This is a genomic window from Streptomyces sp. NBC_01439 (genome assembly GCF_036227605.1).
GTDB lineage: Bacteria > Actinomycetota > Actinomycetes > Streptomycetales > Streptomycetaceae > Streptomyces.
Window position 1 is genome coordinate 4,950,465 of sequence record NZ_CP109487.1, and the last position, 12,606, is coordinate 4,963,070.

Genomic DNA, 12,606 nt, shown 5'->3' on the forward strand with positions numbered 1-12,606 from the left:
GGCAGGATGAGCCCATGACCAAGGTGCACGAGGACAGCCCCGTACTGCCGACGCAGCAGGACGAGGTCGCCGCAGCCGGTAGTGAGCTCATCGGCGGCCCGCTCGGCCGCTACGCCCGGCTCGGCGGGCACTGGCTGGGGCCGGTCCGGGTCGTGGCGCTCATCGCCATCGGCATGTTCGCGCTCGGCATGGTCCAGAAGCTGCCCTGCTACGACTGGGCGTGGTTCCGGGGGGCGGGCTCGCAGTACACCCACGCCTGCTACTCCGACATCCCGCACCTGTACGCGGTACGGGGCTTCTCCGACAACCTGACGCCTTACTTCGACCGGCTCCCCGGCGACATGGAGTACCTGGAGTACCCGGTGCTCACCGGGCTCTTCATGGAGGTCGCCTCCTGGCTGACCCCCAGCAACGGCTCCATGCAGCACCGTGAACAGATGTACTGGATGGTCAACGCGGGCATGCTGATGGCCTGCGCGGCCGTCATCGCCGTGTGCGTCGCCCGCACCCACCGTCGCCGCCCCTGGGACGCCCTGCTCTTCGCCCTGGCGCCCGCCTTCGCCCTGACGGCGACGATCAACTGGGACCTGCTGGCCATCGCCCTGACCGCCGCCGGGATGCTCATGTGGTCCCGCGGCCGGACGGTCCTCTTCGGTGTCCTCATCGGCCTGGCCACCGCCGCCAAGCTCTACCCCGTACTGCTGCTCGGGGCGCTGTTCGTGCTCTGCTGGCGGGCCGGGAAGTGGCGTGCCTTCGCCGCCGCCGCACTCGGAGCGGCCGGAGCCTGGCTGATGGTCAACCTGCCGGTCATGCTCTTCGCGTGGGACGGCTGGAAGAAGTTCTACACCTTCAGCCAGGAACGGCCCATCGACTACGGGTCGGTGTGGCTGTTGATCTCCCAGCGCACGGGCAACTCGCTGGAGGGCGCCAACACCTACGCGACCGGGTTGACGCTCCTGCTGTGCGGGGCCGTCGGACTGCTCACCCTGACCGCCCCGCGCCGGCCCCGCTTCGCACAGCTGGCCTTCCTCGTCGTCGCCGCCTTCATCCTGTGCAACAAGGTCTACTCGCCGCAGTACGTGCTATGGCTCATCCCGCTCGCCGCACTGGCCCGACCGCGCTGGCGGGACTTCCTGATCTGGCAGGCCGGCGAGGTCGTGTACTTCCTCGGGATCTGGTTCTACCTCGCCTACACGGCCAGCGGTGACAAGCACCAGGGCCTGCCCGTGGAGGGCTACCAGCTGGCGATCACCGCCCACGTGCTGACCACCCTGTACCTGTGCGCGGTCATCGTCCGGGACATCCTGATGCCCGAGCGGGACATGGTGCGCCTGGACGGCTCGGACGACCCCTCCGGTGGCGTCCTGGACGGCGCGGAGGACGTGTTCGTGCTGTCAGACGCGGCGAGGGCGCCGCAGTACGCGACGCCCTCGGATGGACAGCGGGTCGCCTGGGGCGCGAGCGCCCGGGACTGACCGGTCGGACTCAGGCGTCGAGCACCCGGTCGAACTGCGTGGTGGTGTGGCGCAGGTGCGCCACCAGCTCGTCGCCGACCTTCGGCTCGGTCGCGTCCGAGGGCACGAACAGGATCGACACCTGCATGTGCGGCGGCTCCGCGAACCAGCGCTGCTTGCCCGCCCAGACGAAGGGCGAAAGGTTCCGGTTGACCGTGGCCAGACCCGCCCGGGCGACGCCCTTGGCGCGCGGCATCACGCCGTGGAGCGCCTTCGGGGCCTCCAGGCCCACCCCGTGCGAGGTACCGCCGGCGACCACGACCAGCCAGCCGTCGGACGCCGCCTTCTGCTGCCGGTAGCCGAACCGGTCGCCCTTGGCCACGCGCGTGACGTCGAGGACCGCGCCGCGGTACTCGGTGGCCTCGTGGTCGCCCAGCCACAGCCGGGTGCCGATCCGTGCCCGGAAACGGGTCTGCGGGAACTGCTGCTGCAGCCGTGCGAGCTCCGCGGCCCGCAGGTGGCTGACGAACATGGTGTGCAGCGGCAGGCGGGCCGCGCGCAGCCGGTCCATCCAGCCGATGACCTCCTCGACGGCGTCCGAGCCGTCCGGGCGGTCCAGGGGCAGGTGCAGGGCGAAGCCCTCCAGCCGGACGTCCTCGATGGCGGCGTGCAGCTGGCCGAGGTCCTGCTCGGAGATGCCGTGGCGGCGCATCGAGCTCATGCACTCGATGACCACCCTGGCCCCCACCAGACCGCGTACCCCGTCGAGCGACGCGACCGATCGGATGACCCGGTCGGGCAGCGGCACCGGGTCCTCGCCCCGTCGGAACGGGGTGAGGACGAGCAGGTCGCCGCCGAACCAGTCCTTGATGCTGGAGGCCTCGTACGTCGTACCCACGGCCAGGATGTCGGCGCCCATGCGGGTCGCCTCCTCGCAGAGCCGCTCGTGGCCGAAGCCGTAGCCGTTGCCCTTGCAGACCGGGACCAGCCCGGGGAACTGGTCCTGGATCTGCTTCTGGTGCGCACGCCAGCGCGCGGTGTCGACGTAGAGCGTGAGCGCCATGCCCGTCCGGAACCTCTCCTGAGAAGCTGCGTGGTGCAGCGGTGCTGTGTGTACGTGTGGGGCGGGGTGGAGCCGGTCAGCGGCGCGACATGTAGATGTCGAGGGCCTTGTGCAGCATCTTGTTGAGCGGGAAGTCCCACTCGCCGACGTACTCCACGGCCTCGCCGCCGGTACCGACCTTGAACTGGATCAGACCGAACAGGTGATTGTTCTCGTCCAGCGTGTCAGAAATGCCGCGCAGGTCATACACGCTTGCGCCGAGCGCGTACGAGTCGCGCAGCATGCGCCACTGCATCGCGTTCGAGGGGCGGACCTCGCGCTTGTGGTTGGCGGAGGCGCCGTACGAGTACCAGACGTGCTGGCCGACGGTGAGCATCGTGGCGGCGGCCAGCGGCTCTCCCTCGTGCGTGGCGATGTACAGGCGCATCCGGTTGGGGTCCTCGGAGTTGAGGGCCGTCCACTGGCGCTGGAAGTAGCTGAGGGGGCGCGGGCGGAACTTGTCGCGCTCGGCCGTGATCTCGTACAGGTGCTGCCAGGTCGACAGGTCGTCGTAGCCGCCCTGGACGACCTCGACACCGGCCTTCTCGGCCTTCTTGATGTTGCGGCGCCACAGCTGGTTGAAGCCCTTGAGGACGTCGTCCAGCGAGCGGTTGGCAAGCGGTACCTGGAAGACGTAGCGCGGCTGGACGTCGCCGAAGCCGGCGCCGCCGTCCTCGGCCTGCTGCCAGCCCATGCGGCGCAGCTTGTCCGACACCTCGAAGGCGCGGGGCTCGATGACCGAGGCCTCCACGTCGCGCAGGCGCTTCACGTTCGGGTCCTGGATACCGGCCTTGATGGCGGTCGAGTTCCAGCGGCGGATGACGACGGGCGGACCCATCTTCACGGTGAAGGCGCCCTGCTGCTTGAGGTGGGCCAGCATCGGCTGGAGCCATTCCTCCAAGTTCGGGGCGTACCAGTTGATGACCGGCCCCTCGGGGAGGTACGCGAGGTAGCGCTTCACCTTGGGCAGCTGGCGGTACAACACGAGGGCCGCTCCGACGAGTTCGTCGGACTCGTTGAACCATCCGAGGTTCTCGGAACGCCACTCGTTCTTCACGTCGGCCCACGCCGGGACCTGGCAGTGGCTCGCCGAGGGCAGGCTCTGGAGGTAACCCAGATGCTGCTCTCGGCTGATGGTCCTCAGGGACAGGCTCATGCGGGGCGTCTCCTCCGGCGGCTTCGCTGCTATGGCGCGAAGCCTACTGCGACAGGGGCGCCACCCTTCTGGGGGACGGGCCGTGGGCCCGGACCGGTGCGTGGCCGGCGCCCTGCCGAGGAGGTGTCCCGGTCAGCCCGGTCATCCGCCGAAGAGGCCGCCGTGGAACATGCCGAGGTAGAAGCCGATGGCAGACGCGCCAAGGCCGATGATCAGCGCGAAGCGCTCGCGTGTCGTGACGGAGACGAACTGTCCGTACGCGCCGGTGAGGATTCCGATCAGCCCGGCCCACGAGCTGATCAGGTGAAGGTTGTGGAAGAAGGCCGTGACGAACGCCACGGCGCCGAGGGTCAGAGTGACCGCCATCAGGGTGTCCTGCAGCGGATGGGGCTTGCCGTCGGTGGAGAGCAGCGAGATCTGAGGGGGCCGCATTGCCTGTGCCATCGGAAGGGCACCTCCTGGCTGAAGCTGGCGGTGCTGCGGGCTGCCTCCGGCAAGGGGCCGAGGGCATAGCACCGAGCACACCCGATGGATACAGATTGTGGCCCTCTCCCGCCGGATTTCAACCGGAAGGACGCGAGCAGGTAGTCTGTACAGCTGCGCGGTGTCTGCTCTGCGGACGCCGTGCTCACGCATCACGACCCTCCTGCCACGGAACGACCGTGGCCGCTGAGTCCAAAGGAGGTGGGTTCCACATGCGTCACTACGAAGTGATGGTCATCCTCGACCCCGATCTCGAGGAGCGCGCTGTCTCCCCGCTGATCGAGAACTTCCTCTCCGTCGTCCGTGAGGGCAACGGAAAGGTCGAGAAGGTCGACACCTGGGGCCGTCGTCGTCTCGCTTACGAGATCAAGAAGAAGCCCGAGGGCATCTACTCGGTCATCGACCTCCAGGCCGAGCCTGCGGTCGTCAAGGAGCTTGACCGACAGATGAACCTGAACGAGTCGGTTCTCCGGACCAAGGTCCTTCGCCCCGAGACCCACTGAACTTCGGTTCAGCGGTAATCGGGATCGAGTAGCACAGCAGCCCAGCAGCAATCCCCGCCGAGAGGTTCATCCATGGCAGGCGAGACCGTCATCACGGTCGTCGGCAATCTCGTCGACGACCCCGAGCTGCGCTTCACCCCCTCGGGTGCGGCGGTCGCGAAGTTCCGTGTCGCGTCCACCCCCCGCACCTTCGACCGTCAGACCAATGAGTGGAAGGACGGCGAGAGCCTGTTCCTGACCTGCTCGGTGTGGCGGCAGGCGGCGGAGAACGTCGCCGAGTCCCTTCAGCGAGGCATGCGCGTCATCGTGCAGGGCCGGCTGAGGCAGCGGTCGTACGAGGACCGTGAGGGTGTCAAGCGCACGGTCTACGAGCTGGACGTCGAGGAAGTCGGCCCCAGCCTGAAGAACGCCACGGCCAAGGTCGCCAAGACCACCGGTCGCGGTGGCCAGGGTGGGTACGGCGGCGGTCAGCAGCAGGGCGGCGGCGGTGGCAACTGGGGCGGAGCCCCCGGTGGCCAGCAGCAGGGCGGCGGAGCTCCCTCCGACGACCCGTGGGCGTCCAGCGCGCCGGCCGGTGGCCAGCAGCAGCAGGGCGGCGGCGGGGGCGGTTGGGGCGGAAGCTCTGGCGGCTCCGGCGGTGGCTACTCGGACGAGCCGCCCTTCTAGGGCAGCTCGCATCCCCACTTCTTGATCACACAGGAGAGACACAATGGCGAAGCCGCCTGTGCGCAAGCCTAAGAAGAAGGTCTGCGCATTCTGCAAGGACAAGACCGCGTACGTGGACTACAAGGACACGAACATGCTGCGGAAGTTCATTTCCGACCGTGGCAAGATCCGTGCCCGCCGCGTTACCGGCAACTGCACGCAGCACCAGCGTGACGTCGCCACGGCCGTCAAGAACAGCCGTGAGATGGCGCTGCTGCCCTACACGTCCACCGCGCGATAAGGAAAGGGTGACCGACTAATGAAGATCATCCTGACCCACGAGGTTTCTGGCCTCGGTGCCGCCGGCGATGTCGTCGACGTCAAGGACGGTTACGCTCGCAACTACCTGGTCCCGCGTGGTTTCGCGATCCGCTGGACCAAGGGTGGCGAGAAGGACGTGGCGCAGATCCGCCGCGCCCGCAAGATCCACGAGATCGCGACCATCGAGCAGGCCAACGAGGTCAAGGCCAAGCTCGAGGGTGTGAAGGTCCGTCTGGCCACCCGCGCGGGTGACGCCGGTCGTCTCTTCGGTTCCGTGACCCCGGCCGACATCGCCACGGCGATCGAGTCCTCGGGTGGCCCGAAGGTCGACAAGCGCCGCGTGGAGCTCGGCTCCCCGATCAAGACCCTCGGTTCGTACCAGGTCTCCGTGCGTCTGCACGCCGACGTGGCCGCGAACGTGGGCATCGAGGTCGTCGCCGCCTAAGGGCTGCGCTCGAAGGGCCGCACCCCATGGGGGTGCGGCCCTTCGTCGTTGTTCGGCGGTGTTTCACGTGAAACGCGCTGGTGCCGGCCCGTGGTGTTTCACGTGAAACACCACGGGGTCCGGCGGCGTGCTAGCGGGTGGCTCCCGAGACCAGCCACCGTCCCGATCCGGCGCGCAGCCGGAGGGTGATCATTCGGACCACCATCATCAGCGTCATGGCCCACCAGAGCGCCGTGACGCCGCCTCCGAGGATCGGCACGAGCAGTGCGGCCGGGGCGAAGGCGGCCAACGTCAGGAGCATGGCCCGGGCCAGGTAGCGGCCGTCACCGGCGCCCATCAGGACCCCGTCGAGTACGAAGACGATGCCGGAGACGGGCTGGGAGAGGGCCACGACCAGGAGGGCCGGCAGCAGGGCGGCCTCGACGGCCGGATCGCTGGTGAACAGCGGGATGAACACCGGGCGGGCCAGGACGACGAGCAGGCCGAGTGCGACGCCCGAGACGATCCCCCACTGCACCATGCGGCGGCAGACGGCCTTGGCGCCGTCGGTGTCGCCCGCGCCCAGGTAGCGGCCGATGATCGCCTGCCCGGCGATCGCTATGGCGTCCAGGGCGAAGGCGAGCAGGCTCCACAGGGAGAGCAGGATCTGGTGGGCGGCGATGTCGGCGTCGCCGAGCCGGGCGGCCACGGCGGTGGCGATCATCAGGATCGCGCGCAGCGACAGGGTGCGGACCAGCAGTGGAGCACCCGCCTGGGCGCAGGCCCGGATGCCCGAGGGGTCGGGGCGCAGCGAGGCTCCGTGGCGCCGGGCGCCGCGGACGACCACGACGAGGTAGGCGGCGGCCATGGCGCACTGGGCGATGACCGTGCCCCAGGCGGAGCCGGCGATGCCGAGCCCCGCACCGTAGACCAGGGCGACGTTCAGGCCCGCGTTGAGGGCGAAGCCGCCGATGGCGACGTAGAGCGGCGTACGGGTGTCCTGGAGGCCGCGGATGACCCCGGTGGCGGCCAGGACCATGAGCATGGCCGGGATGCCGAGGGCGGAGATCCGCAGATAGGTGATCGCGTACGGGGCGACCGCGTCGGAGGCCCCGAAGAGCGAGACCAGTGAGGGGGTCGCGGGAAGCACGACGGCGACGACGGCCGCGCCCAGTAGGAGGGCGAGCCAGATGCCGTCGATCCCCTGTCGGATGGCTGCCTGGAGGTCTCCTGCGCCGACGAGGCGGGAGACGGCCGCGGTGGTGGCGTAGGCGAGGAAGACGAAGACGCTCACGGCGGTGGTGAGTACCGCGGCGGCGATGCCGAGACCGGCCAGTTGGGGGGTTCCGAGGTGTCCCACGATGGCGCTGTCGGCCATCACGAAGAGGGGCTCGGCGACGAGTGCGCCGAAGGCAGGGAGAGCGAGTGCGAAGATCTCTCGGTCGTGCCGTCCCGGCCCTGCCTTGGGTGCTGCGACAGCCTGTGTCATGCGCTCAATCTAATCTTCCACAGGTAATGGATGCAACTACCTTTGGATCCTTACTGATGCGTTGACTTGGGCGTTCCTCACACCTCGTTGGAGGCGATCTTGAGGCAGTGTCCAAGAATTTTCTCCACCGCCGCCCCTGGGGGAGGAAAGCCCAGGTCAGATGGGGTAACCGGGTGGCGCGGGTGATTTTGTCCACAGCGTCATCCCCCGGTCCGTACACAGCTTCCGGCGAGTTACCCACAGCATTGGCGCCGTCATCCACATGTCATCCACACAGCCTGTGGATAACAAGATTGGCTGACGCCGCTCTCGGGCCTACCGTGGTTCGTTGCCCGACTCGCCGACAGCGGATTCGGGTGCCCCAAATGTCAGAGCCGTGTCGTAGAAAGAGTGACACGGCGAGGTCCGCGTTGCGGACGGGAGGAGGCGGCCCGGTGAGCATGCCCGAGCCCATGGACGACCCCTGGGCCGACAGCGGTCCGGGTGACCGTCTGCCCGCCCGTCCGCGCCGTAAGGGCGAAGGCCGTGGCCGCGGGGAGGAGCAGCACGACCGGGGCCGCGAGGGCGGCTCCTGGGACTCCGACGGTGGCGGCGGCTTCGAGCGCGTCCCTCCCCAGGACCTCGACGCCGAGCAGTCCGTGCTGGGCGGCATGCTGCTCTCCAAGGACGCCATCGCAGATGTCGTCGAGGTCCTCAAGGGCCACGACTTCTACCGGCCCTCGCACGAGACGATCTACCAGGCCATCCTCGACCTGTACGCCAAGGGCGAGCCGGCCGACCCGATCACCATCGGTGCCGAGCTGACCCGGCGCGGTGAGATCAGCAAGGTGGGCGGGGCCTCGTACCTGCACACCCTGGTCCAGTCCGTGCCGACCGCGGCGAATGCCGAGTACTACGCGGAGATCGTCCACGAGCGGGCCGTCCTGCGCCGCCTGGTCGCTGCCGGTACGAAGATCACGCAGATGGGTTACGCGGCCGACGGAGACGTCGACGAGATCGTCAACAGCGCCCAGGCCGAGATCTACGCCGTCACCGAGCAGCGGACCTCCGAGGACTACCTGCCGCTCGGCGACATCATGGAGGGTGCACTCGACGAGATCGAGGCGATCGGCTCCCGCAGCGGCCAGATGTCGGGCGTTCCCACCGGCTTCACGGACCTGGACTCGCTGACCAACGGCCTGCACCCGGGCCAGATGATCGTCATCGCCGCCCGTCCCGCCATGGGCAAGTCCACGCTCGCCCTGGACTTCGCCCGGGCATGCTCCATCAAGAGCAACCTGCCCAGCGTGATCTTCTCCCTCGAAATGGGGCGCAACGAGATCGCCATGCGCTTGCTTTCGGCGGAGGCCCGGGTCGCGCTCCACCACATGCGCTCGGGCACGATGACGGACGACGACTGGACCCGGCTCGCCCGCCGCATGCCGGACGTTTCCGCGGCCCCGCTCTACATCGACGACTCCCCCAACCTGTCGATGATGGAGATCCGGGCCAAATGTCGCCGGCTCAAGCAGCGCAACGACCTCTCGCTCGTGGTCATCGACTACCTCCAGCTGATGCAGTCGGGCGGCTCGCGCCGTCCCGAGAGCCGTCAGCAGGAGGTTTCGGACATGTCACGAAACCTCAAGCTGCTGGCGAAGGAGCTGGAGGTGCCCGTGATCGCGCTCTCCCAGCTGAACCGTGGTCCGGAACAGCGCACCGACAAGAAGCCGATGGTCTCCGACCTGCGTGAGTCGGGTTCCATCGAGCAGGACGCGGACATGGTGATCCTGCTGCACCGCGAGGACGCGTACGAGAAGGAGTCCCCCCGCGCGGGTGAGGCGGACCTGATCGTGGCGAAGCACCGTAACGGCCCGACGGCCACGATCACGGTGGCCTTCCAGGGCCACTACTCGCGCTTCGTGGACATGGCCAACACGTAGCATCCGCTCATGGATGAGCTTGCTGAGGACCTGGAACTTCTCCCTGCCACCAGGCGCGCGCTGAGGCACCGGATCGCCGTCGCGCAGAGCGAAGGGCGCGCGCCGTCCGTGGTGGCGGCCGTCCTGCGGGGCGGGGAGGTGGTCTGGGAGGGCTCCCGGACCTCGGTCGAGGGACACGGTCCTGACGGCGACGTGCAGTACCGGATCGGTTCGATCACCAAGACGTTCACGGCGGTTCTCGTGATGCGGCTGCGGGACGAGGGTCTGATCTCCCTCACCGATCCACTGGAGAAGCACCTGCCGGGGACCGGAGCCGGTCAGGTGACCATCGCCCAATTGCTCTCCCACACCGGCGGGTTGGCGGCGGAGACGCCCGGCGAGTGGTGGGAGCGCACCCCCGGGGAGCAGCGGCCCGAGCTCGGCGACGTGCTGGGGGAGGAGCCGTTCAAACTGGCACCGGGAACCAGGCACCACTACTCCAACCCCGGTTACACCCTGCTGGGTTCGCTGGTGGAGGCGGTACGCGGAAGGTCCTGGGAAGAGGCCCTGCGGATCGAGGTGTTGGAGCCGCTGGGGCTGAAGCGCACGGGCGGAGAGCCGCAGGCTCCGCACGCCGGCGGCTGGGCGGTGCATCCCTGGGCGGACGTGATGATGCCCGAACCGCTGGAAGACCTGGGGCTGATGGCCGCGGCCGGCCGGCTGTGGTCCACGACCCGGGACCTGGCGCGCTTCGCAGACTTCCTGCTGCGCGGTGACGAGCGCGTCCTGTGCGCCGAGTCCGTGCGGGAGATGCGCACGGCGGCCGCGCCGCCGGAGCCCGGTCTCGCCGAGCTGGGCTACGGGCTGGGCATGCAGCTGATGGGGGTCGGCGCACGTAGGCTCGCGGGGCACAGCGGATCGCTGCCGGGCTTCGTCGCGGGGCTGTGGTTGAGCGAGGCGGACGACGTGGCGGCGGTGGTGCTGGCGAACTGCACCTCGGGCCTTCCGGCCTCGACCGTGGCCGTGGACCTCGTGGGGATCGTGGCGGACGCCGAACCGCGCTTCCCGCGACCGTGGCGGCCGTTCCTCGAGTCGGACCACGTGCCGCTCGAACTGTGCGGCCCCTGGTACTGGGGGACTTCGGCCCAGGTGGTGCGCCTGACCTCGGACGGACTCCTGGAACTGGGGCCGGTGGGCGCGAGCGGGCGCACGGCCCGTTTCCGGGCGGAGCCGGACGGTAGCTGGACCGGGCTCTTCGGCTACTACGCCGGTGAGACGCTGCGGGCGGTGCGCCGTGCGGACGGCTCGGTGAGCCATCTCGACCTGGCGTCCTTCGTGTTCACCCGGGAGCCGTACGACGCCGACGCCCCGGTGCCCGGCGGGGTGGACCCGCAGGGCTGGCGGGGCATCGGCTGACCGCCCGGGCCCGGCCCCGGGCCGGATCAGGCGACGAGTTCACGCTCCAGCGGAGTACGGAAGCGCGGGGTGATCCGTGCCTCCCCCACCCATGCGGCGAGCCGCGCGGCCTCGGTGGTGATCACTTGCTCGGCGGTTCGGCCGGGCCTGCCCAACAGCCGCCAGACGATCTCACCGTCGGAGCGCTGCGCCCAGCCGCCGACGATCTCGCCGTTCCACCACACGGTGGGACCGATGTTGCCGGCGTAGTCGAACAGGGCACTCCTGTGGGCGGGGTCGAGGTGGAAACTCCGGTCGGCCCAGCCCATGGCGGTGGGGTCGAGGCCGGGCAGCAGGGCCGCCCAGGGCTCCGACGCCGGTTCGGGCCCGGTGTCCCCGGGGCTGACCAGGGCGGTGCTGCCGTCCTCCAGGCGGACCTGGTCGGGCCCTACGGCGGCGAGGGCCCTGCGGACGTCCGTGAGGGTCCATCCGGTCCACCACTTGAGGTCGGCCTCGGTGGCGGGACCGTACGCGCGCAGCCACCGGCGGACGATCTCCGTGCGGGCCTCGGCGGCGGGTGCGGCGGGCCAGGGCTCCGTGTGGACCCAGCGGTATTGGCTGGAGGTCCAGGAGCCGCGCGGTCGGGCACGCCGGATACGGCCGTCGGCGGCGAGCAGGCGGATGACCCTGGTGGCGACGCCCTGCTCGGTCTCGTACTTCTTGCCGCGGCTGATGGTGATCTTCTGGCGCAGCGCGGGTACCGCTGCGGACAGCTGGCTGCCGGTGGAGGGGCCGTGGGCGTCGAGGGCGTCGAGCGCGGCGGCCTCCGCGCCGGCGAGCCAAGCGGCGTCGAGTCCCTGTCCGTCTTCATCGAGGTGCTTGAGGAGGGTGCGGCGTTCCTTAGCGGCGATCGCGCGGGCCGTGGAAGCGTCGACGTGCGGGGCGAGTTCGGCGGAGACCGCGAAGAGCGTGTTGCGCATGCTGAGCAGGCGCACGAGGCTGACGTCCTCGTAGAGCGCCCGCTCGATCTCGTCCGGGCCGCCTTCGGCGAGCCGCGCGCGGGCCGAGAGGAAGACGGTCGCGGCATCGGTCGCGTGCAGGGCGACGACGGAGTCCGCCGCCTCCACGACGCTCGCGGCGCGGGCCGACGGTGCCAGACGGTGGCGCCGGCCGAGCCGGTGGCGTCGCTCGGCGGTGGTGACGAGAGGGAGGCTCATCCTCCCGATCGTAGGCCGGGCCGCCGACACGGCGGCCCGGCTTGCCGGAACGTCGATCAGAGCTGGAGCTTGAACCCGACGTGCGAGGCGGTGAACCCGAGCCGTTCGTAGAAGCGGTGGGCATCGGTCCGGGTCACGTCCGAAGTCAGCTGCACCAGCGCGCAGTTCTCGGCACGGGACTTTTCGACGGCCCATTCGATGAACCGGGTGCCCAGGCCGCCGCCGCGCTCGTCGGCGTGTACGCGGACGCCCTCGATGATGGAACGGGTGGCTCCCCTGCGGGAGAGTCCCGGCACGATGGTCAGCTGGAGGGTGCCCACGACACGGTCGGCGCGGACGGCGACGACCAAGTGTTGGTTCGGGTCGCCGGTGAGGCGCTGCAGGGCTGCGAGGTACGGGGTGAGGTCGTCCGGGGACTCGCGGGTGGCGCCGAGCGGGTCGTCGGCCAGCATGGCGACGATGGCGGGCACATCGGCCTCGGTGGCCGGACGGATCGTCAGTTCGGGAGTGTCGGTCATG

Annotated in this window: 13 protein-coding genes; 7 read left to right on the top strand and 6 right to left on the bottom strand. The window is 69.6% G+C overall.

All coding sequences use genetic code 11. The annotated features are described in order from the left end of the window. The first annotated feature begins 14 nt into the window (after window positions 1–14). Window positions 15–1,475 carry a glycosyltransferase family 87 protein gene (locus OG207_RS22150; RefSeq protein WP_329100212.1) on the top strand — a complete coding sequence of 487 codons (1,461 nt, stop codon included), beginning with the start codon at window positions 15–17 and terminating at the stop codon, window positions 1,473–1,475. Window positions 1,476–1,485: 10 nt separating this feature from the next. On the opposite strand, the gene OG207_RS22155 is transcribed toward OG207_RS22150, so the two are convergent. From OG207_RS22155 to OG207_RS22165, 3 genes are all read right to left on the bottom strand, one after another. Beyond that, complete coding sequence (locus OG207_RS22155; protein ID WP_329100213.1) at window positions 1,486–2,517, bottom strand: alanine racemase; 1,032 nt, start codon at window positions 2,515–2,517, stop codon at window positions 1,486–1,488. A gap of 76 nt (window positions 2,518–2,593) precedes the next feature. Then, window positions 2,594–3,712, bottom strand: a complete 1,119-nt coding sequence (locus tag OG207_RS22160) for a lipid II:glycine glycyltransferase FemX (RefSeq protein WP_329100214.1) — start codon at window positions 3,710–3,712, stop codon at window positions 2,594–2,596. A 141-nt stretch (window positions 3,713–3,853) separates the two neighbouring features. Beyond that, entirely contained in the window at window positions 3,854–4,156 is a 303-nt protein-coding gene (locus OG207_RS22165) for a hypothetical protein (RefSeq protein WP_030008388.1), read from the bottom strand. Window positions 4,157–4,407: 251 nt separating this feature from the next. Between OG207_RS22165 and rpsF the strand changes: the two genes are divergently transcribed. The 4 genes from rpsF to rplI all read left to right on the top strand — a co-directional run bounded on the left by rpsF (window position 4,408) and on the right by rplI (window position 6,109). Continuing rightward, window positions 4,408–4,698 carry a 30S ribosomal protein S6 gene (rpsF, locus tag OG207_RS22170; RefSeq protein WP_004950685.1) on the top strand — a complete coding sequence of 97 codons (291 nt, stop codon included), beginning with the start codon at window positions 4,408–4,410 and terminating at the stop codon, window positions 4,696–4,698. A gap of 72 nt (window positions 4,699–4,770) precedes the next feature. Continuing rightward, window positions 4,771–5,364, top strand: coding sequence for a single-stranded DNA-binding protein (locus tag OG207_RS22175; protein WP_329100215.1), 594 nt, complete (start codon window positions 4,771–4,773; stop codon window positions 5,362–5,364). Window positions 5,365–5,407: 43 nt separating this feature from the next. Further along, complete coding sequence (gene rpsR / locus OG207_RS22180) at window positions 5,408–5,644, top strand: 30S ribosomal protein S18 (protein WP_005315025.1); 237 nt, start codon at window positions 5,408–5,410, stop codon at window positions 5,642–5,644. An 18-nt stretch (window positions 5,645–5,662) separates the two neighbouring features. After that, on the top strand, window positions 5,663–6,109 hold the full coding sequence (rplI, locus tag OG207_RS22185; RefSeq protein WP_030008386.1) for a 50S ribosomal protein L9: 447 nt from the start codon (window positions 5,663–5,665) through the stop codon (window positions 6,107–6,109). Window positions 6,110–6,239: 130 nt separating this feature from the next. Here rplI and OG207_RS22190 read toward each other — a convergent pair whose 3' ends face one another. Continuing rightward, window positions 6,240–7,577 (bottom strand): MATE family efflux transporter, encoded by a 1,338-nt coding sequence (locus tag OG207_RS22190; RefSeq protein ID WP_329100216.1) that lies wholly within the window; start codon window positions 7,575–7,577, stop codon window positions 6,240–6,242. 452 nt (window positions 7,578–8,029) lie between these two features. On the opposite strand from OG207_RS22190, the gene dnaB reads away from it, so the two are divergent. Beyond that, the gene (gene dnaB / locus OG207_RS22195) at window positions 8,030–9,496 is read left to right on the top strand and encodes a replicative DNA helicase (RefSeq protein WP_329107781.1); all 1,467 of its coding nucleotides are present in this window, start codon (window positions 8,030–8,032) and stop codon (window positions 9,494–9,496) included. A 9-nt stretch (window positions 9,497–9,505) separates the two neighbouring features. Next, a complete protein-coding gene (locus OG207_RS22200) occupies window positions 9,506–10,891 on the top strand; it encodes a serine hydrolase domain-containing protein (RefSeq protein ID WP_329100217.1) in 1,386 nt (461 codons plus the stop codon). Window positions 10,892–10,917: 26 nt separating this feature from the next. On the opposite strand, the gene OG207_RS22205 is transcribed toward OG207_RS22200, so the two are convergent. Together OG207_RS22205 and OG207_RS22210 are read right to left on the bottom strand one after the other, a co-directional pair. Next, window positions 10,918–12,087 carry a winged helix DNA-binding domain-containing protein gene (locus OG207_RS22205; RefSeq protein ID WP_329100218.1) on the bottom strand — a complete coding sequence of 390 codons (1,170 nt, stop codon included), beginning with the start codon at window positions 12,085–12,087 and terminating at the stop codon, window positions 10,918–10,920. A gap of 56 nt (window positions 12,088–12,143) precedes the next feature. Next, window positions 12,144–12,605, bottom strand: a complete 462-nt coding sequence (locus OG207_RS22210) for a GNAT family N-acetyltransferase (protein ID WP_329100219.1) — start codon at window positions 12,603–12,605, stop codon at window positions 12,144–12,146. Window position 12,606 lies beyond the last annotated feature (1 nt).

Excerpts from the sequence above, each read along its gene's own strand:
- OG207_RS22150 (WP_329100212.1), top strand. The coding sequence starts at position 15 with ATGACCAAGGTGCACGAGGACAGCCCCGTACTGCCGACGCAGCAGGAC.
- OG207_RS22155 (WP_329100213.1), bottom strand. The coding sequence starts at position 2,517 with ATGGCGCTCACGCTCTACGTCGACACCGCGCGCTGGCGTGCGCACCAG.
- OG207_RS22160 (WP_329100214.1), bottom strand. The coding sequence starts at position 3,712 with ATGAGCCTGTCCCTGAGGACCATCAGCCGAGAGCAGCATCTGGGTTAC.
- OG207_RS22165 (WP_030008388.1), bottom strand. The coding sequence starts at position 4,156 with ATGGCACAGGCAATGCGGCCCCCTCAGATCTCGCTGCTCTCCACCGAC.
- rpsF (WP_004950685.1), top strand. The coding sequence starts at position 4,408 with ATGCGTCACTACGAAGTGATGGTCATCCTCGACCCCGATCTCGAGGAG.
- OG207_RS22175 (WP_329100215.1), top strand. The coding sequence starts at position 4,771 with ATGGCAGGCGAGACCGTCATCACGGTCGTCGGCAATCTCGTCGACGAC.
- rpsR (WP_005315025.1), top strand. The coding sequence starts at position 5,408 with ATGGCGAAGCCGCCTGTGCGCAAGCCTAAGAAGAAGGTCTGCGCATTC.
- rplI (WP_030008386.1), top strand. The coding sequence starts at position 5,663 with ATGAAGATCATCCTGACCCACGAGGTTTCTGGCCTCGGTGCCGCCGGC.
- OG207_RS22190 (WP_329100216.1), bottom strand. The coding sequence starts at position 7,577 with ATGACACAGGCTGTCGCAGCACCCAAGGCAGGGCCGGGACGGCACGAC.
- dnaB (WP_329107781.1), top strand. The coding sequence starts at position 8,030 with ATGGACGACCCCTGGGCCGACAGCGGTCCGGGTGACCGTCTGCCCGCC.
- OG207_RS22200 (WP_329100217.1), top strand. The coding sequence starts at position 9,506 with ATGGATGAGCTTGCTGAGGACCTGGAACTTCTCCCTGCCACCAGGCGC.
- OG207_RS22205 (WP_329100218.1), bottom strand. The coding sequence starts at position 12,087 with ATGAGCCTCCCTCTCGTCACCACCGCCGAGCGACGCCACCGGCTCGGC.
- OG207_RS22210 (WP_329100219.1), bottom strand. The coding sequence starts at position 12,605 with ATGACCGACACTCCCGAACTGACGATCCGTCCGGCCACCGAGGCCGAT.